27 protein-coding genes are annotated in these 24,372 nt (G+C 68.7%); 19 read left to right on the top strand and 8 right to left on the bottom strand.

The features are described from left to right. Window positions 1-188 precede the first annotated feature (188 nt). From CNO20_RS13220 to CNO20_RS13145, 16 genes are all read left to right on the top strand, one after another. Window positions 189-1,244: a monovalent cation/H+ antiporter subunit E gene (locus CNO20_RS13220; RefSeq protein ID WP_101296586.1), complete on the top strand. Its 1,056-nt coding sequence runs from the start codon at window positions 189-191 to the stop codon at window positions 1,242-1,244. Beyond that, window positions 1,241-1,528 carry a cation:proton antiporter gene (locus CNO20_RS13215; RefSeq protein ID WP_101296585.1) on the top strand — a complete coding sequence of 96 codons (288 nt, stop codon included), beginning with the start codon at window positions 1,241-1,243 and terminating at the stop codon, window positions 1,526-1,528. Before CNO20_RS13220 ends, CNO20_RS13215 begins: the two co-directional genes overlap by 4 nt. After that, window positions 1,525-1,848, top strand: a complete 324-nt coding sequence (gene mnhG, locus CNO20_RS13210) for a monovalent cation/H(+) antiporter subunit G (protein ID WP_101296584.1) — start codon at window positions 1,525-1,527, stop codon at window positions 1,846-1,848. The genes CNO20_RS13215 and mnhG overlap by 4 nt, the downstream gene beginning before the upstream one ends. A 56-nt stretch (window positions 1,849-1,904) precedes the next feature. Beyond that, a complete protein-coding gene (locus CNO20_RS13205; protein ID WP_101296745.1) occupies window positions 1,905-2,444 on the top strand; it encodes a DUF4040 domain-containing protein in 540 nt (179 codons plus the stop codon). After that, window positions 2,441-2,962, top strand: a complete 522-nt coding sequence (locus tag CNO20_RS13200; RefSeq protein ID WP_101296583.1) for an MnhB domain-containing protein — start codon at window positions 2,441-2,443, stop codon at window positions 2,960-2,962. Before CNO20_RS13205 ends, CNO20_RS13200 begins: the two co-directional genes overlap by 4 nt. After that, on the top strand, window positions 2,959-3,315 hold the full coding sequence (locus tag CNO20_RS13195; protein ID WP_101296582.1) for a cation:proton antiporter subunit C: 357 nt from the start codon (window positions 2,959-2,961) through the stop codon (window positions 3,313-3,315). Before CNO20_RS13200 ends, CNO20_RS13195 begins: the two co-directional genes overlap by 4 nt. Then, window positions 3,308-4,807: a monovalent cation/H+ antiporter subunit D family protein gene (locus tag CNO20_RS13190; RefSeq protein ID WP_101296581.1), complete on the top strand. Its 1,500-nt coding sequence runs from the start codon at window positions 3,308-3,310 to the stop codon at window positions 4,805-4,807. The genes CNO20_RS13195 and CNO20_RS13190 overlap by 8 nt, the downstream gene beginning before the upstream one ends. Further along, window positions 4,804-6,657: a cation:proton antiporter gene (locus CNO20_RS13185; RefSeq protein WP_101296580.1), complete on the top strand. Its 1,854-nt coding sequence runs from the start codon at window positions 4,804-4,806 to the stop codon at window positions 6,655-6,657. The genes CNO20_RS13190 and CNO20_RS13185 overlap by 4 nt, the downstream gene beginning before the upstream one ends. After that, window positions 6,657-8,420: a Na(+)/H(+) antiporter subunit D gene (locus CNO20_RS13180; protein ID WP_101296579.1), complete on the top strand. Its 1,764-nt coding sequence runs from the start codon at window positions 6,657-6,659 to the stop codon at window positions 8,418-8,420. The genes CNO20_RS13185 and CNO20_RS13180 overlap by 1 nt, the downstream gene beginning before the upstream one ends. A 105-nt stretch (window positions 8,421-8,525) precedes the next feature. Then, window positions 8,526-9,092: a hypoxanthine/guanine phosphoribosyltransferase gene (gene hpt, locus CNO20_RS13175; RefSeq protein WP_101296578.1), complete on the top strand. Its 567-nt coding sequence runs from the start codon at window positions 8,526-8,528 to the stop codon at window positions 9,090-9,092. A 231-nt stretch (window positions 9,093-9,323) separates the two neighbouring features. Beyond that, the gene (locus CNO20_RS13170) at window positions 9,324-11,114 is read left to right on the top strand and encodes an ABC transporter substrate-binding protein (RefSeq protein ID WP_233204178.1); all 1,791 of its coding nucleotides are present in this window, start codon (window positions 9,324-9,326) and stop codon (window positions 11,112-11,114) included. A gap of 6 nt (window positions 11,115-11,120) precedes the next feature. After that, a complete protein-coding gene (locus CNO20_RS13165; protein WP_101296576.1) occupies window positions 11,121-12,092 on the top strand; it encodes an ABC transporter permease in 972 nt (323 codons plus the stop codon). Then, entirely contained in the window at window positions 12,092-13,255 is a 1,164-nt protein-coding gene (locus tag CNO20_RS13160; protein ID WP_101296575.1) for an ABC transporter permease, read from the top strand. Before CNO20_RS13165 ends, CNO20_RS13160 begins: the two co-directional genes overlap by 1 nt. A gap of 2 nt (window positions 13,256-13,257) precedes the next feature. Next, window positions 13,258-14,313, top strand: coding sequence for an ABC transporter ATP-binding protein (locus CNO20_RS13155; RefSeq protein ID WP_101296574.1), 1,056 nt, complete (start codon window positions 13,258-13,260; stop codon window positions 14,311-14,313). Further along, window positions 14,310-15,686 carry an ABC transporter ATP-binding protein gene (locus CNO20_RS13150; protein WP_101296573.1) on the top strand — a complete coding sequence of 459 codons (1,377 nt, stop codon included), beginning with the start codon at window positions 14,310-14,312 and terminating at the stop codon, window positions 15,684-15,686. Before CNO20_RS13155 ends, CNO20_RS13150 begins: the two co-directional genes overlap by 4 nt. Before the next feature lie 178 nt (window positions 15,687-15,864). Then, window positions 15,865-16,560 (top strand): type 1 glutamine amidotransferase domain-containing protein, encoded by a 696-nt coding sequence (locus CNO20_RS13145; RefSeq protein WP_101296572.1) that lies wholly within the window; start codon window positions 15,865-15,867, stop codon window positions 16,558-16,560. Window positions 16,561-16,616: 56 nt separating this feature from the next. On the opposite strand, the gene CNO20_RS13140 is transcribed toward CNO20_RS13145, so the two are convergent. After that, entirely contained in the window at window positions 16,617-16,907 is a 291-nt protein-coding gene (locus tag CNO20_RS13140; RefSeq protein WP_101296571.1) for a transcriptional regulator, read from the bottom strand. A 102-nt stretch (window positions 16,908-17,009) separates the two neighbouring features. On the opposite strand from CNO20_RS13140, the gene CNO20_RS13135 reads away from it, so the two are divergent. Next, entirely contained in the window at window positions 17,010-17,996 is a 987-nt protein-coding gene (locus tag CNO20_RS13135) for a nucleotidyltransferase family protein (RefSeq protein WP_101296570.1), read from the top strand. Between the two features lie 42 nt (window positions 17,997-18,038). Here CNO20_RS13135 and CNO20_RS24110 read toward each other — a convergent pair whose 3' ends face one another. The 5 genes from CNO20_RS24110 to CNO20_RS13115 all read right to left on the bottom strand — a co-directional run bounded on the left by CNO20_RS24110 (window position 18,039) and on the right by CNO20_RS13115 (window position 21,633). Beyond that, window positions 18,039-18,170 (bottom strand): hypothetical protein, encoded by a 132-nt coding sequence (locus tag CNO20_RS24110; RefSeq protein ID WP_269844143.1) that lies wholly within the window; start codon window positions 18,168-18,170, stop codon window positions 18,039-18,041. A gap of 141 nt (window positions 18,171-18,311) precedes the next feature. After that, window positions 18,312-19,022, bottom strand: coding sequence for a diphthine--ammonia ligase (locus CNO20_RS13130; protein ID WP_101296569.1), 711 nt, complete (start codon window positions 19,020-19,022; stop codon window positions 18,312-18,314). A gap of 160 nt (window positions 19,023-19,182) precedes the next feature. Next, a complete protein-coding gene (locus CNO20_RS23045; protein ID WP_158237414.1) occupies window positions 19,183-19,353 on the bottom strand; it encodes a hypothetical protein in 171 nt (56 codons plus the stop codon). A 177-nt stretch (window positions 19,354-19,530) separates the two neighbouring features. Further along, the gene (locus CNO20_RS13120) at window positions 19,531-20,484 is read right to left on the bottom strand and encodes a phosphoadenosine phosphosulfate reductase family protein (RefSeq protein ID WP_101296567.1); all 954 of its coding nucleotides are present in this window, start codon (window positions 20,482-20,484) and stop codon (window positions 19,531-19,533) included. Between the two features lie 177 nt (window positions 20,485-20,661). Beyond that, complete coding sequence (locus CNO20_RS13115) at window positions 20,662-21,633, bottom strand: phosphoadenosine phosphosulfate reductase family protein (protein WP_101296566.1); 972 nt, start codon at window positions 21,631-21,633, stop codon at window positions 20,662-20,664. A 159-nt stretch (window positions 21,634-21,792) separates the two neighbouring features. Here CNO20_RS13115 and CNO20_RS13110 point away from each other — a divergent pair, with 159 nt between their 5' ends. After that, the gene (locus tag CNO20_RS13110; protein ID WP_199174844.1) at window positions 21,793-22,023 is read left to right on the top strand and encodes a YgaP family membrane protein; all 231 of its coding nucleotides are present in this window, start codon (window positions 21,793-21,795) and stop codon (window positions 22,021-22,023) included. A 271-nt stretch (window positions 22,024-22,294) separates the two neighbouring features. Continuing rightward, window positions 22,295-23,089 (top strand): formate/nitrite transporter family protein, encoded by a 795-nt coding sequence (locus CNO20_RS13105; protein ID WP_101296565.1) that lies wholly within the window; start codon window positions 22,295-22,297, stop codon window positions 23,087-23,089. A gap of 163 nt (window positions 23,090-23,252) precedes the next feature. Here the strand turns inward: CNO20_RS13105 and CNO20_RS13100 are convergent, their stop codons facing one another. Both CNO20_RS13100 and CNO20_RS13095 read right to left on the bottom strand, forming a co-directional pair. After that, window positions 23,253-23,819: a DUF7110 family protein gene (locus CNO20_RS13100; protein ID WP_101296564.1), complete on the bottom strand. Its 567-nt coding sequence runs from the start codon at window positions 23,817-23,819 to the stop codon at window positions 23,253-23,255. Window positions 23,820-23,953: 134 nt separating this feature from the next. Beyond that, entirely contained in the window at window positions 23,954-24,298 is a 345-nt protein-coding gene (locus CNO20_RS13095) for a glutaredoxin family protein (RefSeq protein WP_101296563.1), read from the bottom strand. Window positions 24,299-24,372: the final 74 nt, after the last annotated feature.

Raw genomic sequence — 24,372 nt, 5'->3', positions numbered from 1 at the left:
CGGCCGACTCCGCCTCCGCCGGCCGAGTCGGCGCGCCGTCCGGAGGGGTCGTCGACGGCGCGCCTGATATAAAAATAGTTTTGCGTGGACGGATACTGGTTTCACACGATTAGCCAGCATGACGCAAGGACTTCGAACGATCAGCGATCCGGTGTCGACGACGGGCCGCCGAACGGAGTGGAGAGACCATGGCGGCTGAGGACCACACGAGGATCCTGGTTCCGGTCGGCGAGTCCACCACGCTCCGCAACACCGTCGCCTACGCCGTCAGGGTGGCGCAGGACGACGCGACCGAGCGCGGCGTCTCTGCGACGGTCCACTTCGTGTACCCGGCCGTCTGGCGGAGCGTCGAACCGACTCGCGCGGAGAAGTTCGAGCGGGCGGGCGACCTCCTCGAACGCGTCGAGGTCTGGGCGCGCGAGGACGTCGAACCGGACGAGGCGGACGTGGCGGTCGAAACCGCCATCGTCGGCGCGGAGGAGTACCTGTTCAGTCCGAGCGACTTCGCGCGCGTCCTCTTCGACTACGCCAGGGAACACGGGCTCGACCGCGTCGTCGTCGATCCCGAGTACCAGCCGGGCGGGAACGCCCCGATGCTCCGGCCCCTCGAGTTCGAACTGTCGCAGACGGGACTCGACGTCGAGGAGGCCCCGGTCGAGCGCCCCGCCAGGCGGGCGGCGCTCGTCGGGCGCGAGAGCCTCTCGCAGTACCTCGTCGTCTTCGGCGCGTCGTACCTGTTCTACCTGGTGCTCGGCGGGTTCAGCGTCGACGCCTTCGAACTGTTCACCGGGGCGGTGAGCGCCGGGATCGTGACGGTCGTCCTCGCGAAGATCTCGCTGAAAGGACCGCCCGATCTCGGGCGGTTGCCGGGGCAGGCGGCCCGGATGGCCCTCTACGTGCCGTACCTCCTCTGGGAGATCGCGAAGGCGAACGTCGCGATCGCGTACGTCGTCCTCCACCCGCGGCTGCCGATCGACCCGTCCCTCGAACGCTTCGAGGCGGCCGTCTGGGGCGACATGCCCGCGACCACGCTGGCGAACAGCATCACGCTCACGCCGGGGACGCTGACGGTCGACGTGAGCGAGCGGGAGTTCTACATCCACGCCCTCACGCGCTCCTCGCGGGAGGACCTGTTCGACGGCGCGCTGGAGCGCGCGGTCCGGTTCGTCTTCTACGGCCGCCGCGCCGCGCGGATCCCGAGCCCCGAGGAGCGGCTCGCGAGCCGGGAGCGTGGTGAGCAGTGAGCGCCCCGTCGCCGCTCGTCTCGGGCGTCCTGCTGGGCGCGGCGAGCGCCTTCGCGGCGCTCGCGGTGGTCGTCCTCTACCGCGTGCTCAGGGGGCCGACGATGCAGGACCGCGTCATCGCGGTGAACGTCATCGGGTCGAACACCGTCGTCATCCTGGCGCTCGTCGCCGCGGCGCTCGGCGAGCCGATGTACCTCGACGTGGCGCTCGTGTACGCGCTCCTCAACTTCCTCATGAGCATCGCGATCTCGAAGTTCACGGTCGAGCGGGGTGGCGTCATATGACGCCGGCGGAGATCGCCGTCGTGCTGCTCGTCGCGGCCGGCACGTTCTTCGCCGTCGTCGCGGCGGTGGGCGTGATCCGGCTGCCGGACCTGTACACGCGCACGCACGCCGCCTCGAAGAGCGACACGCTCGGCGCGGTGCTGACGCTCGGAGCCGTCGCGATCACCTTCGGCGGCGAGATCACCGCCGTGAAGACGGTGTTCCTCCTCCTGTTCATGTTCGTGACGAACCCGACCGCGGCCCACGCGATCGCCCGGGCGGCGTACGACCAGGGGATCGAACCGTGGACAGCCGACGATTCGGGGGGTGAGCCGGAGTGAGCCCGATTCCGATTCCGATCGACGGAGGAGCAGTGCTGACGCCGCTCCAGGCGGGAATGACGCTGACGCCCCTGCAGGCGGCAATCCTGGCGTTCGTGCTGGGCTGCGCGCTCGTCGCCGCCGTCCTCCGGGACGTGCTCGGCGTGATCATCGCGTCCGCGGCGTACAGCCTCGGAATCGCGGTGCTCTGGGTGATCCTCCGCGCGCCCGACGTGGCGCTGACCGAGGCCGCCGTCGGCGCGGGCGTGACCACGCTCCTGTTCCTGCTGACGATCGCGAAGACGGTCCGGCCGTCCGACGAGCGGCGGCTCGAACTGCCGAGTCCGCGAACCGCGGTGGTCGTCCTCGCGTTCGTCGCCGTGCTCGCGGCGACCGTCCCGGCGATGCCCGCGATCGGGAGCCCCGACGCGCCCGTCGTCGACTCGCGCGTCACCGAGTACTACCTCGAAAACGCCTACGAGCAGACCGAGGTGAAGAACGTCGTGACCGCGGTGCTCGCCGCCTACCGCGGGTTCGACACGCTCGGCGAGGCGGTCGTGGTGTTCGCGGCCGGCGTCGCCGTCCTGCTCGTGCTGAAGCGGGAGGTGTTCGTGTGAGCGCCGACGGTACGGGGCCCGAGCGGGGACCCGAGGGGAACACCGCGCGCGAGTGGGAGCGCGGCCCCTACGTCGAGAGCACGATCATCATGACGACGGTCCGCGTCGTCTCGCCGTTCATCCTGACGCTCGGCCTGTTCGTGATGTTCCACGGCGCCGACTCGGCCGGCGGGGGCTTCCAGGGCGGGGCCATCGCCGCGACCGTCCTGCTCATGCTCGCGTTCGCCTTCGGCATCGAGCCGGTCCGCGACTGGATCGATCCGGGGACGGTCCTGATCCTCATGGCCGCCGGGGTCGCGAACTTCGTCCTGATCGGCCTCGGTGCGATCGCCCTCGGGGGCGAGTTCCTCCAGTACGACGTTTACCCGATCTACCACGGGACCAAGTACAGCATCGAGCTGATCGAGCTCGGCATCGGCGCGGTCGTCGCCGGCGTCATCACCGGCCTGTTCTTCCTCATCGCGGGCGGGTTCGAGGCGGCCGAACCGATCGAGGACACCGTGGAGGACGAATCATGATCGACCTACTGCTCACGCGCTACAACTACGTCGCCGTCGTGTTGCTCCTGGGCATCGGCGCGTACATGATCATCGAGAGCACGAATCTCGTGAAGAAGGTGGTCGGACTCAACATCTTCCAGACCGGGATCTTCCTGTTCTTCATCACGTCCGCGTACCGAGTCGGCGGGTCGCCGCCGGTGCTCACGAACGAGGGACCGTACGTCAGCCCGCTGCCCCACGTGCTCATCCTCACGGCGATCGTCGTCGGGGTGAGCCTCACCGCGGTCGCGCTGGCGCTCATCGTCCGAATCCACGCCGAGTACGGGACGCTCGACGAGGACGTGCTCCGGGAGGTGCGTGCGAATGAGTGATCTCCTGCCCCTCCTCGTCGCCTCGCCGATCCTGGCGGCCGTCGCCGTGCTGGCGCTCGGTTACAAGTTCGAGCGCGTCGGGTGGCCGATCGCGGCGCTCGCCAGCCTCGTGCAGGTGGGCCTCGCCGGAACGGTCGCGGCGCGGGTGTACGGCTCCGGGCGCACCGTCACGTACGAACTCGGCGGGTTCAGGCCGCCGTTCGGCATCGAACTCGTCGTCGACGGCCTGTCGGCGGCGGTCGCGGCGCTCGTCGCCGTCGTCGCGCTCGGCGTGCTCGCGTACGCCCGCCGGGCGGGACCGCGGTCGATCGCGTTCTACACCCAGTACCTGCTGCTCGTCGCCGGGCTGTCCGGCATGAGCATCACCGGGGACATGTTCAACCTGTACGTGTTCCTCGAGATCACCGGGCTCGCCGCCTACGCCCTCGTGGCCTCGGGCGACTCGGGGCGCGCCGCGGTCGGCGCGCTGAAGTACCTCATCATCGGGACGGTCGGCGCGTCGCTGTTCCTCCTCGGGATCGGCTACGCGTTCGTCGCCACGGGGACGCTCAACATGGCCGACCTGTCGGTGCGCCTCGCCGAGGTCGGCTACGACGCGACGCTCGTCCGCGCCTCGTTCGCGCTCGTCGTCGCGGGGCTCGCGGTGAAGACCGCGCTGTTCCCGCTGCACACGTGGCAGCCGGAGGCGTACGCGAGCGCCCCCGACAGCGTCAGCGCGTTCATCTCCGCGCTCGTCTCGACCGTCTCCGCCTACGCGATCGCGCGGGTGATCTTCAGCGTGTTCACGGTCGACTTCTTCGCGGCCGTGCCCGCGGCGCGGACCGCGGTGCTGACGCTCGCGGGCGTCAGCATCATCGCCGGAAGCGCCCTCGCCGTGATGCAGACCGAGGTCAAGCGCATGCTCGCGTACTCGTCGGTCTCGCAGTTCGGCCTCGTCGTCGCCGGGTTCGCGCTCGCGAACCAGGCGGGCGTGGTTGGCGGCACGGTCCACCTGGTCGGCCACGGGCTGATGAAAGGCGGGCTGTTCCTGGCGGCCGGGGCGCTCGCGGCCGTCGCGGGGGCGCGGACCGTCGACGAGTACGACGGCCTCGCGGCCCGCGCGCCGGTGCTCAGCGGCGCCTTCGCGGTGCTGGCGCTCGCGATGGTGGGCGTCCCGCCCGCCGTCGGCTTCGTCGGCAAGTGGTACATCGCCCTCGGCGCGTTCGAGGCGCGGGCGTGGCCCATCGCCGTCGTGATCCTGGCGAGCACGCTGCTCACGCTCGCGTACTTCGCCCGCCTCGTCGAGCGGATGTACTTCCGCCGCCCGGCGGCCGGGACGGCTCCGGCCGGGGCGGCGGTGGCCGACGGCGGGAGCGACCGGCCGGCCGGGCTCTCCGTCGGGATGGTCGCGGTCGTCGTCGTCGTGGCGATCCTCGCCGTCGCGCTGGGGTCGCTCGTCGCCGAGTTCGAACAGCTCATGCAACCGACCCTCGACACCCTCCTTCAGCTATGACGGACATCGCCTCTCTCCGACCGCTCGCGGCGGTACTGGTGCCGGCGCTCGCGATCGTCGCCATCGTCGCGTCGCATCGCCGACCGAACGTCCGCGAGGGCTGGACGATCCTCGCCGCGGTGACCACGTTCGCGCTCGTCGCGAGCATGGTCCCCGCGACCTTCGCCGGCGACGCCTACGTGACGGACCTCGGCGCGTTCGTCCCGGGCGTCGAGTTCGCGCTCCGCGCGGACGCGCTCGGCATGCTGTTCGGCCTGCTCGCGAGCTTCCTGTGGGTCATCACCAGCTTCTACAGCATCGGGTACATGCGCGGACTGGCGGAGCACGCGCAGACGCGCTACTTCGCCTCGTTCGCCGCGAGCGTCAGCGCCGCCGTCGGCGTCGCGTTCGCCTCGAACCTGCTCGTGCTGTTCGTGTTCTACGAGCTCCTGACCGTGGCGACGTACCCGCTCGTCACCCACGACGAGACCGCGGAGGCGCGCGCCGCGGGCCGCAAGTACCTCGCGTACACCTTCGGCGGCGGCGTCGCCGTCCTCGCCGGGACGGTGCTCGTCTACTGGCTGACCGGGACGGTCACGTTCGCGCCCGGCGGCATCGAGGCGCTCTCGTCGTCCGACCCGACGGCCGCCCGCGCCGGGTTCGCGCTGCTCGCCGGGGGCTTCGGCGTGAAGGCCGCACTCATGCCGGTCCACTCGTGGCTCCCCGACGCGATGGTCGCCCCGACGCCCGTCTCCGGGCTGCTCCACGCGGTGGCCGTCGTGAAGAGCGGCGTGTTCGGCATCGCGCGCGTCGTGCTCGACGTGTACGGGCCGGCGACCGTCGCCGACCTCGGGGTCGGCCTGCCGCTGGCCGCCGTCGCGGCGTTCACGCTGCTCGCCGCGAGCGTCATCGCGCTCAGGCAGGACAACCTCAAGCGCCGGCTCGCCTACTCGACCGTGAGCCAGCTCTCGTACATCGTCCTGGGACTGGGCGTCGGGGCGTTCGGCGGCGCGCAGGCCGCGCTGCTCGGCGGGCTGCTGCACATCCCCGCCCACGCGTTCATGAAGCTCACGCTGTTCTTCTGCGCGGGCGTCATCCACGTCGAGACCCACACGGACGACATCAGCGACATGGCCGGCATCGGCAAGCGGATGCCGCTCACGATGGCGGCGTTCGCGGTCGCCGCCGCCGGGATGGCCGGCATTCCCCTCGTGGCCGGGTTCGTCAGCAAGTTCTACCTCCTCATCGGGACGGTGAACGCGGGACAGCTCGTCTTCACCGCCGCGCTGCTCGTCTCCGGGGTGCTCAACATCGCGTACTTCTGGCCCATCGTCTACCAGGCGTTCTTCGAGGGCGAGGCGGCCGACGGCCACGACCGCAAGCCGCTCATCGAGAACCCGCTCGGCGGCCGGTACGCCGTCGCCGCCGACGGCGGCGGCCACGGCGCGGCGAACGGGCGCGGCGACGCGTCCGTCTCGGACGTCCGAGCCCGCACGTCGGACCCGGCCGAGGAGTCCGAGGAGCGCGCCGACGCCGACGGCGAGTACGCGGTCGACCGCTACCCGAGCGACCACACCCGCCCCGGCGAGACTGTGGCTCGGCGCGACGGCGAGGTCGAATCGGCCGAGCACGCCGCCGAGGAGCCGGCCCACGACGAGGACGCGGACGAAGTCCACCACGGCGGCCCGCCGGCCGGCGGCTGGGAGCGCCGCGGTTGGCTCGGCGAGGAGAGCACCTGGTTCATGCTCGCGCCGATCCTGACGGCCGTGGCCGGGTCGGTGGTCATCGGGCTCGTCCCGTCCGCCGTGGCGTTCCTGGGGCTCGTAGAGCGGATCGTCTCCGCCGCCGTCGCGACGGGGGTGGTCGGCTGATGGCCGTCGACGCGCTCGCGGCCGTCCCGCCGTTCGTCTACGTCCTCGCGGCGGCGCTCGCGGTGCCGCTCGTCTCGCGCAGGGTCGGCCACGCGCTCGGGATGGTGGCGACGCTGGCCGTCGTCGCCGTCTCCGCGCTCGCGCCGGCCGGGGCGTACGTCCAGGTCGGCCTGTTCGGCTTCGAGACCGTCCTGTTCAACGTCGACGCGTTCGCCCGGCTGATGGGCCTCATCTTCGGCTTCATCGGGGCGGCGGCGGTGCTGTACTCCTACGCGAGCCGGGCCGACAACGTCCAGACCGCCTACGCGCTGTCGTACGTCGGCACCAGCGTCGGCGCGGTGTTCGCCGGCGACTGGCTCACCCTCGTGTTCTTCTGGGAGCTCATGGCCGTGACGAGCACCGCCCTGGTCTGGCACTACGGCGGGCGCGCGGTCCGGGCGGGCTTCCGCTACGCGCTCCTCCACGGCGTCGGTGGGAGCCTCGTGCTCGCGGCGATCGTCTGGTACTACGTCGACGCGGGGTCGTTCCTGTTCAGCGCCGCGCCGGAGGGGCTCGCCGCCGGCGGCGAGATCGCCGCCGTGCTCGCGGCGATCGGCATCGGCGTCAACGTCGGCTTCATCGGCCTGCACGCGTGGCTGCCGGACACGTACCCGCGCCCGCACGTCGCCGCGAGCGTCTTCCTCTGCGTCTACACGACGAAGACCGGCGTGTACGCGATGTACCGGGCGTTCCCGGAGGGACACCTCTGGATCGCCTACATGGGCGGCGCGATGGCCGTCTTCGGCGCGAGCATGGCGCTGCTCCAGAACGACATGCGCCGCCTGCTCTCGTACCACATCCAGTCACAGGTCGGCTACATGATCGCGGGGGTCGGCATCGGCACGGCGCTGGCGACGGCCGGCGCGTTCGGCCACGTGTTCAACCACATCCTCTACAAGAGCCTGCTGTTCATGACGGTGGGCGTGATCATCTTCCGGACCGGCGAGGAGAACCTGAAGTACGTCGGCGGCCTCGCCCGCGCGATGCCGATCACCGCCGCCGCGTTCGTCGTCGCCGCGCTCTCGATCGCCGGCTTCCCCGGCTTCAACGGCTTCGTGAGCAAGGGGATGGTCATCGCGGCCGCCCACAAGAAGCACATCGACGCGCTCTGGTGGCTGCTCATGATCGGGGGCGTCGGGACGTTCCTCTCGTTCATCAAGCTGGGCTACTACGCGTTCTTCCACGGCGAGTACGACGGGTCGGTCTCGGACGCCAACCGCGGCCAGCAGGTCGCGATGGTCACCGTCGCCGCGCTGTGCGTCCTGTACGGGCTGTTCCCGGACGCGCTCTTCGCGATCCTGCCCGACGCGGCGGACCTGGACTACGTGACGTACACGTTCGACCACGTCGCCGAGGGCCTGGCGCTCGCCGCCGCGGGCGCGATCGGCTTCGTCCTCCTGAAGAAACCGCTCGGAAAGGTCGGGCGCGTCCCCGACGTGGACGCGGTGTACAACCCGGCGGTGTTCTACGGCACGCGCGCGCTCGTCCGGGGCGTCACCGACTCGTACGCCGCCGTCGACCGCGGGGTCGGCCGGCTGAGCGCCGCCGCGGTCCGGGCGGCCGGGAACCCGGAGGCCGCGCTCCGCCGCGCGGGCGTCGAACCCGACGCGCCGACGACCGACGGCCCCGCCGGTCCGTCGAACCTCAGCGCCGGCATCGGAACGAGCGTGCTCATCCTCACCGTCGTCGTGACGATCGCGGTGGCGGTGCTGGTGTTCGTCTGAGCGCCGGCCCCGACCGGCCGTCGATCGCCGCCGCGCCCCGTGGGATCCACCCGCGCGGGTGGGCCGAACCGCCATCTTTTATGGGGGACCCACGGTAGGGGCGACATGGACCAGTTGCAGCGATCGCTGCTCGAGGCCCCGATCATCGAGAAAGGCGAGTACGAGTACTTCGTCCACCCGATCAGCGACGGGGTCCCGATGCTGGAACCCGGCCTCCTCCGCGAGATCGTCATCAAGATCATCCGGAAGGCGGAGCTGGAGAACGTCGACAAGATCGTCACCCCCGCGGCGATGGGGATCCACATCTCGACGGCCGTCTCGCTCATGACGGACATCCCGCTCGTCGTCATCCGCAAGCGGCAGTACGGCCTCGACGGCGAGGTCGCCCTCTCGCAGCAGACCGGCTACTCCGAGGGCGAGATGTACATCAACGACGTGGGCGAGGGCGACCGGGTGCTCGTGCTCGACGACGTGCTCAGCACCGGCGGCACGATGAAGGCGGTGCTCGACGCGCTGTCGGAGATCGGCGCGGACATCGTCGACGTGGTCGCCGTCATCAAGAAGGCCGGGCCGAACGAACTCGACGACACCGACTACGACGTGAAGACGCTCATCAACGTCACCGTCGAGGACGGCGAAGTGATCATCGTCGACGAGCACGGCGACGGATAGGATCGCTCTTCCCCGGTCCCCCGCTCCCCCGTCTCCCGCCGACGAAGACCCGCGTCCCTTCTCGCCGAATCGCGCCGCCCACGGCGCGATTCGGCTCGACGTTTACGCTTTCTCTCACGTCGTCCCCGTAACCAAGCCCCGACGAACGGTGAAATCAGGGTTTCACCGATCGAAGATTATTTACTTAGGTAGTCGATCACAGGTAACATGCCATTTGGCGACAATGCTTGGATGACTGATAGGCGCGGGATGATGAAGATCGTCGCGGCGGGCGGGGTCGCGGGTCTCGCGGGCTGTGCGGGCAACGACGGGGGCGGCGACGGGGAGGACGACGACCTCGGAAACACGCTCGTCGGCCCCGACGGCGAGCCGGTCACGCTGAAGTTCGTCTACCGGACGGGGACCGAGACCGGCAAGACGACCGCCCAGTTCATGAAACAGGAGCTGGGCAAGATCGGGATCGGCGTCGAGTTCGACTCCGCCCCGTTCAACACGCTCCTCGACCGCTACGCGTCGAACAAACCCGAGGGGGGCGAGGCGACGTTCAACGGCGGCGACCGCGACGAGTCGGTCAGCGCCGAGCCGTGGGACCTGCTCTGGGGGATCGGCTTCAACACCTACCCGATGACCCCGACCTCCATCGCGCCCTTCTTCATCGACGAGCGGAAGACCGACCGCGCGACCATCAACTTCTACGGCTACCGCCCGAGCGGCGACCGCGACGTCGCGGCCGAGATCGACGAACTGGCCCAGGAGACGGACGCGCAGAAGCGACAGGCGGGGTTCGCCGACCTGTTCGGCTTCATCAGCGAGGACCAGCCGTTCGGGATGATCGGCTTCGGCGACGACATCTGGGGGTTCCGCTCCGACGTGAAGCACACGGAAACCGGCTTCAACTTCGGGTGGGACTACCAGAAGTGGCACTTCGAGGGGAGCGCCTCCTCGCCGCGGGGCGAGTACATCCACGGCGAGACGACCGACGCCTCGACGCTCAACTTCGTCCAGATCAGCGACGAACCCTCCAGTCTCCGCGTCGGACTGACGATGGACGGGGCGTACACCGTCAACTCGAACATGGAGGTCGAGCCGCGGTGGGTCGAGGCGATCAACACCGAGGACAAACAGACGTACGAGTTCAAGCTCCGCGAGAACCTCCGGTGGAGCGATCCCTACGGCCAGATGACCGCCGAGGACTGGGTGTACTTCATCACGGAGGTCCGCCAGGCCGAGGAGAACTGGGCCGGCGACACGAACCGCGGCGACTGGTTCGCCGGGGAGGAACCCATCCCGGTCGAACAGACCGGCGAGTTCACCTTCGAGGTGCGCCTGCCCGAGGTGGACCCGGACTTCCCCCGGAAGCCGATCATGTGGGGCGCGTACTGCATGCCGAAGGAGCTGATCGAGCCCTACGTCGAAGAACAGGACGGGGAAGGGCTGAACAAGGACGAGGAGGTGCGGACGCTCGCGTACACCGGCAACCTCGGGCCGTACAAATACGAGTCGTGGGAGCGCGAGTCGCGCTTCCGCGCCGTCCGCAACGACGACTACTACCTCCGCGAGGTCGAAGGGTACGAGAACGCGCCGCTGTTCGAGCGCTACGCCTACCAGGTGTTCAGCGAGGAGAGCACGCAGCTCTCGGCGCTCGAAACCGGCGAGATCACCCAGGCGGAGCTGCCGTCGGAGAAGGCGGACAAGTTCAAGGACATGAATAACGTGAACGTCACGCTGTCGCCCACGCCGTACATCTCCGTCCTCGCGTACAACCAGCGCGCGAACGGCTGGGAGCCGTTCCGGGAGCCCGAGGTCCGACGGGCGTTCGCCTACGCCATCAACAAGAAGGCCATCGCCGAGCAGATCAACCGCGGCTACGTGACGCCCGCGCACACCTACCAGCCCGAGTGGTCCGACTGGTTCGACAACTCGAAGGTCACGCGGACCGGCGTCGGCGACAGCCACAGCTACGCCAGGGCGAAGCAGCTGATCGACGAGGCGCTGGACGACTACGAGTACGTCGATCAGTGAGACACAATGGGCATGGGATTGTACGTCGCACAGCGGGTCGCGTGGGCCCTCGTGGCGACGTTCGTCATGCTGTCGCTGACGTTCGGCCTCCTCGCCGTCACACCGGACGCCCAGCAGGCGCAGTTCGCGTTCCAGCAGGCCCAGGAGGGGGCCAGCGCGGACGAGGCGCGGGAGACGTACCAGCGGGTCACCGGAAAGGACGGGCCGCTGTTCGACCGCTACAAGGAGTACATGATCGGGATGGTCACCGGCGACTGGGGCTGGTCGCACACGCGCTCGCAGCCCGCGATCGAGGCGGTCGCCGACGCCTACCCCTACTCGCTGATGTACGGGATTCCGGCCACGGTCCTCTCGGTCGTCGCGGGCATCGGCATCGGCCTGTACTCGGCGACCCACCAGTACACGAAGGCGGACTACGCCGGGACGTTCCTCGCCTTCTTCGGCGTGAGCATCCCGAACTTCTGGTTCGGCATCATGCTCATCCTGCTCTTCGCCGTCCACCTCGGGTGGTTTCCGTCGTACTACGACACGAGCCACGGGGTGTGGACGCTGGCGAACGCGAAGCAGCTCGTGCTGCCCGTGATCGTGCTCAGCACCGCCGCGATCGCGAGCCAGATGCGGTACGCCCGGGCGGAGTCGCTGGAGTACGTCCACGCGGACTTCGTCAAGACGGCCCGCGCGAAGGGCGCGAGCGAGTGGCGCGTCATCCGCCACATCTTCCGCGCGGCGTCGGTGCCGATCTCGACGATCCTCGTCGCGGACATCCTCGGGCTGCTGTTCGTCGCGTCGTACCTGACGGAGGTCGTGTTCCAGATCCCCGGGCTCGGGCTGTTGAGCTACCGCGCCATCACCCAGAACGACACCGCGCTCGTGCTCGCGACGACCCTGATCCCCGTGTTCGTGGCGATCGTCGGCAACCTCGTCCAGGACATCGCCTACACGGTGCTCGACCCGCGGATCGACTACGGTGATCGCTGATGGCGACGGACGCGAAACCCTCGGACGACGCCTCGTTCGAGCGCGTCGACTGGGACGCGCTCGAATCGGAGTTCGGCGGCCTCTCCCGGCGACAGACGGCGTTCCTGGGGGCGATGGCCGCGTTCGCCCTCGGCGTCGCCGCCGACGTCGCGGTCGGCGGTCCGCTCCCGCTCCTCGGCGATCCGGCCCCGCTGGACTGGCTGTTCCGGCTGACGCTGCTCCTCGGGACCTTCTACGTCGTCCTGCCGCTGTACGACGATCCGCGGATGACGAGACACTACTGGCGGCAGTTCAAGCGGAACACAGCCGCGGTGATCAGCCTCGGCTACCTGGCCGTCGTCTTCGCGGTCGGGACGGTCGGCCCGACGTTCCTGCCGCGACCCGAACTGGACCTGCTGGCGCGGAGACAGCCGCCGGTGTTCACGAGCGTCGCCGCTGACGTGCCGACGACCTGCGCCGGCGAAGTCGTGAACGGGATGTGCCACGGCACGTGGCAGTACCCGCTCGGCACCAACGCGCAGGGCCACGACATGCTGCACCTGCTCGTCTTCGGCATGGAGGTGAGCATGCAGGTGGGGCTCATCGCGACGGCGATCATCGTCGTCGTCGGGACCGCGGTCGGCACGAGCGCCGCGCTGTTCGGCGGCCTGGTGGACGAGGTGTCGATGCGCTTCGTCGACCTGCTGCTCACGGTGCCGACGTTCTTCCTCTTCATCCTGATCGTCTACCTGTACGGCGGGAGCCTGTTCCTGATGATCCTCGTGTTCGGCCTCCTGAGCTGGGGCGGCGTCGCGCGGCTCGTCAGGAGCGAGGCGCTCCAGCGCAGCGAGGAGGAGTACATCAGGGCCGCGGAGAACGCCGGCGCGAGCAAGGCGTGGATCCTCCGCCGGCACGTCATCCCGAACGTGTCGAACACCGTGATCACGGCCGCGACGCTCACCATCCCCTTCCTCATCCTCGCGGAGGCGGGGCTGTCGTTCCTCGGCCTCGGCGACCCCACGACGTTCTCGTGGGGGCAGACGATCGCCGACGGCCGGGGCGAACTCGCCGGCGCGTGGTGGATCTCGACGGTGCCGGGCGTGTTCCTGTTCTTCACGGTGCTGGCGTTCAACTTCCTCGGCGACGCGCTCCGCGACGCGCTCGATCCGCGGTCGGAGGTGTGACGATGGGGGACGAACCGCTCCTGTCGGTCAGGGATCTCCGAACGTACTTCCGCACGGACGCCGGAACGATCCGCGCGGTCGACGGCGTGAGCTTCGACGTCCGCCGCGGCGAGACCGTCTGCGTCGTCGGCGAATCGGGGTCGGGCAAGACCGTCGCCAGCGAGTCGATCACGCGGCTGATCCCGATGCCGCCGGGGGAGATCGTCGGGGGCGAGGTCGTCTTCGACGGCGTCGACCTCCTGTCGCTTTCGGACCGCGAGCTCCGGGAGTACCGCGGCGGCCGGATCGGCCACGTCTTCCAGAACCCCCAGGGCGCGCTGCACCCGATGCACACGGTGGGCAGGCAGATCGTCGAGGCGATCCGGCTGCACCGCGACGCGGGGAAGCGCGAGGCCCGCGAGCGGGCGATCGACCTGCTCGACCGGGTCGGCATCCCCGACGCCGCCGCGCGGTTCGACGACTACCCCCACGAGTTCTCCGGCGGGATGAAACAGCGGGTCGTCATCGCCGTGGCGCTCGCCTGCGACCCGGACCTCCTGATCGCCGACGAGCCGACGACCGCGCTCGACGTGACGATCCAGGCGCAGATCCTCCGGCTCCTGTGCGACCTCCAGGAGGAGTTCGGGATGAGCGTGCTCCTCATCACCCACGACCTCGGCGTCGTCGCCGAGATCGCCGACAGGGTCGTCGTCATGTACGCCGGCAAGGTGATGGAGCGGGGGACGGTGTACGAGGTGCTCGAAAACCCATCGCACCCCTACACGCTGGCGCTGCTCGACTGCCTCCCCGGCAGGGGCGGCGCGATGCGACCGCTCGGGGGGGCGCTCCCGGATCCGCGGGACCCGCCGTCGGGCTGCCGGTTCCACCCCCGGTGCCCACACGCGGTCGACGAGTGCGGAGCCGGCGACCAGCCGGCGATGGGGACCGCTGGATCGCCAGGACACGAGGTCTCGTGCGTCTACTACCACGACGGCTACGACGAGTCCGCGATCCGCGAGCGGCGGGCCGCGGACTCGAACGAGGGCGTCGGCCGAGCGGACGGGGGTGACGGGCGGTGACGGGCCGACCCGACGAACCGCCGGCGGCGGACCGATCCGGCGAACCGCTGTTGCGCGTCCGCGGTCTCAAAAAGCACTACCCGATCACCGAGGGGGTGCTGCGGCGCGAGGTCGGCCGCGTCCGGGCGGTCGACGGGATCAGCTTCGACGTGTACCCCGGCGAGACGTTCGGCATCGTCGGCGAGTCCGGCTGCGGGAAGTCGACCGCCGCGACGACGCTGCTGCGGCTCGAAGAGCCGACCGACGGGGAGGTCCTGTTCGACGGCGCGGACGTGAGCGCCGCGTCGAAGGCGGAGCTCAAGCGGTTCCGCCGCCGCGCGCAGATGATCTTCCAGGATCCGACCTCCAGCTTCGACCCGCGGATGAGCGTCGGCGAGTCCGTCGCGGAGCCGCTCCGGATCCACGGGATGCGCGATCGGGACCGGCGGCGGCGGATCGCGCAGGACCTCCTGGAGCGGGTCGGCCTCTCCGCGGACGACGTCGACCGGTACCCCCACGAGTTCTCCGGCGGGCAGAAACAGCGGATCGGGCTGGCGCGGGCGCTCGTGCTCAACCCGGACCTGATCGTCGCCGACGAGCCCGTGTCGGCGCTCGACGTGTCGATCCAGGCCGAGATCCTGGCGCTGATGCGCCGGCTCCAGGAGGAGTTCGACCTCGCGGTCGTGTTCATCAGCCACAACCTCAGCGTCGTCCGCGAGGTGTGCGACCGCGTCGCCGTGATGTACCTCGGCGAGATCGTCGAGGTCGGCCCGACGGAGCGGCTGTTCGCCGACCCGCAGCACCCGTACACGCGGGCGCTCCTGTCGTCGATCCCGACCCCCGACCCGCGGGAGCGCGGTCGGGGGATCGAGCTGACCGGCGACGTGCCGAGCCCCTCGGACCCCCCGTCGGGCTGTCGGTTCCACACCCGCTGTCCGGAGATCGTACAGCCCGACGGCTACGAGTTCGAGCAGGTCCACTGGCGGCGCGTGATGGACCTGAGAGCGAAGCTCGACCGCGGCGAGGTCGGCCGCGAATCCGCGCTCGACCTCGCGGCCGCGCAGTCGACCGCGACGGCGGGGGCTACCGACGGAGCGCGCGCGACCGGGACGCCGCCCGACGAGGCGCGCGCGGCGATCCGACGGGCGTTCGACCTCCCGGAGGCGCTGACCGACGAGCGCGCCGAGGCGGTCCTCTCCGAGGCGCTCGGGCTCGTCGTCGACGGCGACTCCGACAGGGCCGCGGCGCTCCTGGCCAAGGAGTTCTCGACGCCCTGCGAGCGCCGCCGACCGCGGGCCGCGGCCGTCGACGACGGCTGGTCCGCGACCTGCCACCTCCTGGACGGCTCGCGGCGATCCGAGGGCGTCGAGCCGCTGCCCGGACGCGAAGATTGAGAGCTGAGCGGGTCGCGCGAGCATCGCGGTGTCGGTCGTCCCGCGCGGACCGCTCTTCGCCCGCGCGACCGGCGATCCGCCGCGCTGCCGCCTGCCTGTCGCCGATCCGCGTCCGACCCGCCCCGCGTCACCTTCCGCGGGCGTGAGCCTTTTCGGCGGCCGGCGTGAACGTACGGGTATGCCGTCAGCACTGTTCGTCGTCAGCGAGGAGGGGTACTGGGGGGAAGAGTGCGTCGAGCCGCTCACGACGCTCGACGAGGCCGGGTTCGACATCACGGTCGCCACCCCGAGCGGGTCGCCGCCGGTCGTCGACGAGCGCTCGATAGATCCCGACACCGTCGGCGAGGAGACCGCCGAGCGCGTTCGGGAGGTGCACGAGAACGACGAGCGGCTGAACGACCCGGTTCCGATCGCCACGGTCGACGCCGCCGACTACGACGCGGTCGTCCTCCCCGGCGGCCACGGCACCGAGTGGGACGTCAACCAGGACCGCCACGCGCGGAAGCTGGTCGCGGACGCCGTCTCCGGCGACGAGGGGAAGGCGCTGATCCTCTGTCACGCCGTCGGGATCCTCGGGTTCACCCACACTGAGGAGGGCAAGTACGTGGTCTCCGAGCGGGACGTCACGGGCTTCCCGAACGAGTGGGAGGAGGAGATCGTCGACGAGAACGACCGGATGCCCGACGGTCGGAAGCTCCCCTACTGGGTCGAAGACGAGGTGAAGGCCGCCGGCGGCAACTGGGACGCCGAACTCGATTCGGACACGAGCGTCACCGTCGACGGCGACCTCATCACGGGTCGCGGTCCGGAGTCGTCGCGGGCGGCCGCGGAGACGCTGCTCGAAGAGTTGGGGATCGAAGCGCCCGCCAAGTAGGGCGACGCCACCGCGGTCCGAGGCGGAGGCGCACCGCGACTGACCTCGATCCGCAGCTACTCGATTTTGAACGCGGCCTCCTCGACGTTCTCGCTCCGGCACTCCGGGCAGCGCGAGGGGTAGTTGACCGGGTCTTCGTAGTCGTTGAACCCACAGTCGGCGCACTCCGGCGGCGCGACGAGGAACCGTTCGTCGGTCCCGTCGAGCGACCTGGCGACGTGCCGCAGGTGGTCGTAGACGACGGAGCGGGGGACGCCGACCGACCGCGAGAGCGCGCTCGCGGTCGCCGGTCCCTCGCGGAGCGCGTCGGCGAGGCGCTGACGAGTCGTCGCGTCGGTAGTCGTCATGGTCGCCCGTTCGTCGGGGGTCGAAAAACGAGTTTCGCTTATCTGACTGAAAGGAAGACAGGAGGGGAAAAAACCTTACCGTCGGGGCGGGAGTGTGGAGGTATGAAAGCGGTTGTCCTCGCAGGAGGCTACGCGACCAGGCTGTGGCCGATCACGAAAAACCGCCCGAAGATGCTCCTCCCCGTGGGAGAGGACACGGTCATCGACATCATCTTCGACGAGCTGGAGTCGGACGAGCGGATCTCCGAGGTGTACGTCAGCACGAACGAGGCCTTCGCGGAGGACTTCGAGCGCTACCTCTCGGAGTCGGGCTTCGAGAAGCCGACGCTGTCGGTCGAGGAGACCACCGAGGAGGAGGAGAAATTCGGCGTCGTCGGCGCGCTCGCGCAGCTCATAGACCGCGAGGATGTGGAGGAGGACCTCCTCGTCGTCGCCGGGGACAACCTCCTCAGCTTCCCGATGTCCGACTTCGTCGACTACTTCAAGGACAAGGGGACCCCGACGCTGGCGGCGTACGACGTCGGATCGTACCAGCGGGCGAAGTCCTACGGGCTCGTCGAACTCGACGGCGAGCGCGTGGTCGACTTCCAGGAGAAGCCGGACAACCCGAAGAGCACGCTCGTCTCCATCGCCTGCTACGCCTTCCCGGCCGACACGCTCCCCCTGTTCGACGAGTACCTCGCCGCCGACAACAACCCCGACGAGCCGGGCTGGTTCATCCAGTGGCTCCAGGGGCGCGAGGCGGTCCACGCCTACACCTTCGACGGCGCCTGGTTCGACATCGGGACGCCGGAGAGCTACCTCGACGCGATCAGCTGGAAGCTCGACGGCGAGAACTACGTCCACGAGACGGCGACCGTCGAGAACTCCGAGCTCGGCGACAACGTCCACGTGATGGCCGGCGCGGAGGTGGTCAACTCGCACCTCGAACAGACCGTGGTCTTCCCCGACACGTCCATCCGCGACTCGGACATCCGCCGGTCGATCATCGACCGCGAGACCCGAATCGAGGGCCTCGACTTCGCCGGGGCGCTCATCGGCGCGCACACGAGGATCACCCAGGAAGACCAGCCCGAACAGCTGTCCTGAACGCGGCGCCCGCAGGCCGATCGCTTCTCCGCTCCGCCCGTCTTATCGCTCCCCGAGCCGCGCGTCGGTGATCCGCACTCGCCCCCGCGTCCCGTCCCACTCCGTCTCGTAGCACCTTTTGCCGCGCTCGTTCGCGCGGGTGAACCGGCGCTCACTCGCTGGCAAAAGCTGCATCAAAAGCCGTCGTCACCCCCTCCGAGACGGCGTCGCCGTCTCGCGTGCTCGTTCGCCGCGCTCACGCGCACTCCGGGGGATCCTCGTCCCGTTCGGGCCGACCGGCGCTCACGGTTCCGAACCCCTCCAACGGCACGTGACTCACCCCAGTCGAGCGTCGGTGATCCGCACTCGCCCCCGCGTCCCGTCCCACTCCGTCTCGTACGCCAACTCGATCGGCCGGGACATGTGCGGCCCGTCCGTCACCAGCGTCTCGAACTCCCCACCCTCGCCGAGGAGGTGGACGCCGTACCGCTCGTGCAGCTCCTCCAGGTCCGCGATGGCGTCGGCGTCGAGTCTCCGGCCGAGCCACGATTCGTCGAGGCCGGCCGCGGCGACCTGGATGATCCTGATTTCGAATCCCGCGTCGAGCATCGCGTCGGCGAGCTCTCGGGGGTCCTCCCGCCACAGCGGCGCGAACAGCTCGACGCCGAGTCGGTCGCACATTCCCCGGATGCGGTCCGTCTGGAACTCGCTCTCGACCGCGCCCGCGACGACGCCCGCGAGGTCGATATCCTCCCGCAGATCGAGCAACGCGGCCTCCATAGGTTCGAGTTCGGCGTCGCCCTGCTCGCCGGAGTCGGTCGCCGCCTCGGCGCCGAAGTCGGCCGGTTCCACCTCGACGAGTTCGATTCCGATGCTCTCGGCCGCGAGGCGCGCGAGGCGGGTCGCGGGGACGTGGTACATGTACGAGTCGCCGGCGGGGTGGACGGTCAGGAGCCGCGCCACGTCCAGTCCCGATTCGAGTGCCCGGTACAGCGCCCACGAGGAGTCCTTCCCGCCGGAAAAGAGACACACCCAGTCGTCGGTCATCGGGCGGTGTACGGCGAATGGACGTAAACGCCCTGCGGTTCGGCCGCGCGGCGCGGGGTCGGCCCCGCCGGGTCTCGCCGGCGCGGTCGCGGGCCGACCGCGATCGATTGTGATCGCGGCGTGGGTCGACCTCGCGGTTGCGACTCCGGTTCCGATACGGCTAGAGCTCCACTTCTCGCACGCGCTCGCGCGGGTAGTACACCGTCCGACCGCGAACCTTCACCTTCACCCAGCCGGCGAACACCGAGACCGGGACGCCGTCGTGTGCGGTCCCGTCGTTCAGTTTGACCGTTCCGTTCGGCGACGCGTCGAGTTTCTGTACGTCCGTCATGGTCTGATTCTCCTGCGACTGCTTTCCGCGGCCCGCGCCGGATCGGATTTCGGTCCGACTGACCTCTCCGGCTAGTGGGTCCGCCGCGGCATTAGCCGATTCCATCGCGTCGGTCGTTCGCGGTCGCTCAGGCGGGGGGACGCCGTCGGCGACGCCGCGAACGAGTCGCGCCCGCCGTCACATGTAGCCGAGGTCGCGCAGGCGCTCCATGATGTTCTCCTTGTCCTGCGCGCGGCCCTCCCGCTCGGTCGTTCCCTCCATGTCCTGCATCCACGCGGGGTCGTCGGCGGACTTGGCCGATCCCGATTCGGTGCCGAGCGAGCGGAACCCCTCGAAGTACTTGGGGCTGACCGGCAGGTCCTCCGGCGTCAGGTCGTCGGGCAGGTCGGTGGAGTTCTCCGGGACGTGGCCCGCCGGGTATCCCTCGACGGTGTCGGGCACGACGAAGCGCCAAAACGCCTCCCACACGTCCGCCTCGGCGAACTGGAGGATGGGGTGGACGCGGTCGTGCGGCGGGTACTTCTCGGAGTCGTGGCGGGGGCTGAAGAACGTCTCGTCGGCGCGCGCGTCCTGTTCGTCCCACCTGACGCCCGAGAACACGCCGTCGAAGCCGCGCTCGCTCAGCGTCTCGTTGAGCGCGACGGTCTTCAGGAGGTGGTTGCCGACGAACGTGTCGGCGTCGACCGTCAGCGCGTCGTCGTCGTACTCCAGGCGGTCGAGCTCGCGTCGGTTCGTCTCGCCCAGCTCGGACACCGGGAGGGTGTCCCCGGGTTCGACGCCGCGTTCGGCGAGGTCCGTGTTCCGCGAGTAGACGAGGTCGAGGTCCCACCGGTCGACCCACCGCTCGACGAACTCGACCGTCTCCGGGAAGTGCTCGAAGTGGTCGATGAACACGACCGGCGGCACGTCGAAGCCGCTCTCGCGGGCGACCTCCCTGACGACGTAGAGCACCAGCGTCGAGTCCTTCCCGCCGGTCCACATCACCGCGGGGGATCGATACTGTTCCAGCGCGGTCCGCGTCACCTCGGCGGCCTTCTCCAGTTTGTCCGCGAGCGTCGGGTAGTCCTCGGCGGTCCGGTCCGCGCCGTCTTCGTAATCCAGGTCGAGGTAGGAGGGGAAATCGTCGGTCACAGTCGACTCTCTCCGTCGTCGGGGATAATCTCTGCTTCCGTTATCACCGGCTGATAACCCCGCGGCCGCTCGGCGGGCGTCTGCGTCGGGTGCGTCGACGCGAAAAAGAACGGTAGCGCGATCTTCGGGTCGGCGATCCGCGGATCGGCGGGACGTCGAGTTCGATCAGGACCCGAGTTACATGTAGCCGAGGTCGCGCAGGCGCTCCATCAGGTCCTCCTTGTCCTGGGCGCGGCCGGCGCGCTCGGTCGTGTTGTCGAGGTCCTGCAGCCACGCGGGCTCGGAGTCGGCCCTGTCGGTCGACACCTCGCTGCCGAGCGAGCGGAAGCCCTCGAAGTACTTCGGCGAGACCGGGATGTCCTCGTGAGTGAGGCCGTTCGGCAGGTCGTCGTAGTCCTGCGGGACGTACCCCTCGTCCGGGAACTCCTCGACCGTCTCGGGCACGACGAAGTGCCAGAACGCCTCCCAGACGTCCGCCTCGGTGAACTGGAGGATCGGCTGGACGCGGTCGTGCGGCGGGTAGATGTCCGGGTCGTGGCGGGGGCTGAAGAACGTCTCGTCGGCGCGCGCGTCCTGTTCGTCCCAGCGGATGCCGGAGACGATGCCGTCGATGTCGTACTCCTCCAGCGCGTCGTTGAGCGCGACGGTCTTCAGGAGGTGGTTGCCGACGTAGGTGTCGAGCAGGAACGGGAACGTGTCCTCCTCGTACTCGAGGATGTTGCGGACGTGGTGCTGGTTGTGCTCCGAGAGCGCGGAGATCGGGATCTCGTCGCCGGGGGTGAGGCCGTTCTCCTCGACGTACTCGCCGACGTCGGTGTTGCGCGCGTAGACGACCTCCAGGTCCCACTCGTCGGCCCAGTGCTCGACGAAGTCCATCAGCTCGTCGAAGTGCTGGTAGTGGTCGATGAACACCGTCGGCGGCAGTTCGAGGTCGTACCGGTCCGCGACCTCCTTCACGAAGTAGAGCGTGAGCGTCGAGTCCTTCCCGCCGGTCCACATCACCGCGGGGTTCTCGTACTCTTCGAGCCCCTGCTTCGTGACCTCGATGGCCTTCTCGATCTTGTGCTGGATGCTCGGGTAGTCCTCGGGGGTCTCACCTTCGCCGTCGGTGTAGTCGACGTTCAGGTAGTCGGGGAAGCCTTCCGGCATGGTGTAATAACATATAATTAGGCGACTAAAATGCTTTTTGCCCGAGACATTGCTGTGCGGTAACCCTTGTCGAACGGATGGGCGCTTCGTCACCCAGCCCCGGCCGGGAGGAGTCGTCGGTACGTAGTTTTTTGGCAAGGAAATTAGTAGGTTGACAATATGGGCCTGGAAAAGAATATGTCCGAGGTGGACCGCGTCATACGGGGCGTACTCGGCATCTGGCTTATCGTCATGTCCGTCGGGGCGATGCTCGACGGAAGACGCGTCGTCGCTGCCACGACCGGGATAGCGGGGACTGGATTGCTGTTGAATTTCGCGACCCAACACTGCGGCGGGTACGCGTTACTCGGCATCGACACGTCTTCCGGCGAATCTTGTTCTACTAGTTGAACGAGTGCTTCGAGTGGCTTCCTGCGCTACCGGGGGCGTGGAGACGGTTCCGACGGGCACGCAGACGACGTGAACTCCGAACCGCCATTTCGTCGGATACCGCGCGCGAACGGAGAGACCGGCCCGCCGTTAACCGATTACGCGGTTTTGACTCCCGGATTCTGCGTTCTCTGGAAGCGACAGATTTGGCCGTAACTACGAGGCGCGGCTGACCAGACGCCGCAACCGGGCACTACCTGGGTTTTTTGCTCTTCATACCGGTACTCACTATGTGCCAGACACTCCTGCCCCTCCGCCGGGTGAGATATTCAATCGAGCCGTCGAGGAAGGTGAACGCCGGCTCGATCAGTCGTTGCTCGAATTAGTCTCGACCAGCTTCATCGCTGGGTTCACGATTGTCTTCGGCATCGTCGCACTCGGCATCGTCGAAGCGCTCGTCGAGCCGCGCTTCGGCGAAATCGCCAAAATCACGGGCGCGCTCGCCTTCGGGGTTGGCCTCGTTTTCCTCGTCGTGGGACGGACGGAACTGTTCAACGAGAACTTCTTCGACCCGGTCGCGGCGGCGGCCGACCGATCCGAGTCGTGGATGCTTTCGTCCCTCTTTCGTCTCTGGGCCGTTACGCTCGTGTTTAATCTGCTCGGTGGGGGCCTCTTCGCCCTTATCTTCTCCGTTCGCGGCGCACTCCCCGCGGGAACGGCGGAGGCACTGACCGCGTTCGCAGAAGAAACCGCGCGCCAAGGAGCCGGAGCGTGGTTTGCGAGTGCCATCGCGGGGGGTGCGCTCGTGAGTCTGCTGTCATTCCTCCTCGTGGCCGTCAACGGCGTACGGACCCGGGTCACCCTCGCGTACGTCGTAGGGTTCCTCCTCGCGCTCGGACCGTTTAATCACGTCGTCGTCACTACGTTGCACGTCTTCTTCGGCATCCTGTTTGGGGCAAACGTCGGCTTCGGAACGCTCGCAGTGATGATCGCGGTTGTCACAGCTGGCAACCTTGCTGGAGGGCTCGGCTTGGTTACGCTCACCCACATTACGCAGGCGATGGGTGCGCGCGAGTCTGGAGGGTGACCTCGGCAGAGCAACCAGAGGCACCCCTCTTCGGATTGCGGCTGCCTGGAGAGTTTCAGTAATCGCGGACGTTGGAGGTGAGGGGCGTCTTCGCCTGCGGGGGTCGCGTTCTCGATTTCCTGCCCGATTTTGTGGTGTTGTACAGGAATCTTCTGAATCAGGATTAACTAATGAACTTGTTGTCCCGCCAGTTGACCCCGTTGCCCCCCGACTGCTTCTGCGTCGGGTTCTCGACGACCTCGACCTTCGCCGGCCGGTCGTCGCCCTCGACGATGCGCGTCGCCTCGAGTTCGCCGTCGACCTCGGTGATCGCGGTCAGCGTCCCCTTTTCGGCGAGGCGCGCGATGTCGCGGAGGACGAGGAACATCGGGTACTGGAGCGCGGTGTTCTGGAGGACGGTCTCGCGGTCGCCCTTGAAGCAGGCGAACTCGACGAGCTCCGAGGGGATCTCCTCTTCCTCCTCGCGCCCCCAGCGGGGGCCGCCCGCGCGCGGCGGCTCCTCCTCGTAGACGCGCGTCTCCGTGACGCTCGCCTTCAGCTGTGCCGTCGGCGTGTACTTGCTGAGGCTCTCGTCCGCCGCGACGGCCTTGAGGATGAGCGTGTTGTTGCGCCTCGTGATGTCGACGTCCGCGATCTCCGGGGGAAGGTCGGGATCGTCCTCGAAGTACTCTTTGACGTCCTCAAGTGGCAGTTCCAACGTCGAATGGAGTCGATATACGCGGCCTGTCATATGTATACTGGGTGGTGCGTGTGGGTCAAGTGGTGCGACGCCCGCGGCGCAAATCCGACACTCTCTGCGGAACCTACGAGACGTAGCCTTATATCGGCTACTCTTTCATTCTCGTCTTCGGGTCGAAAGACGAACTACTCCCCTCTAAGTGTTTGCTCTAGCTCGCCCCGCTCGTCCAGCTCCGCGAGGATGTCGCTGCCGCCGACGAAGTCGCCGTTCACGTACGTCTGCGGGATCGTCTCCCACCCGCTGTGAGATTCGAGCGCGGCCCGGTACTGATCGAGGGCGGGGAGCACGTCCACCGTCTCGAACTCCTCGACGTACTGGCCGATGAGTTCGAGCGCTCGGTTGGAGTAGCCGCACTGCGGCATCAGCCGGTTGCCCTTCATGAAGAGGACCACGTCGTTGTTCTCGATGGCGTCGTCGACTCGCCGTCGCACTTCCTCCTGGCTCAGGTCGCCTCCGGGTTGGAACGTCATCGTCGTTCCTAGGGGAAGCGGCCTCAAAGGGATTGCGACGCGGTCCGACCGGCGGCGTCCGGTGGCGGCGGTCT

It is taken from the genome of Halegenticoccus soli (assembly GCF_002844195.1).
Classification (GTDB): Archaea; Halobacteriota; Halobacteria; order Halobacteriales; family Haloferacaceae; genus Halegenticoccus; species Halegenticoccus soli.
The sequence above is the reverse complement of the archived record's forward strand: the minus strand, read 5'-3'. Positions and strand labels throughout refer to the sequence as shown.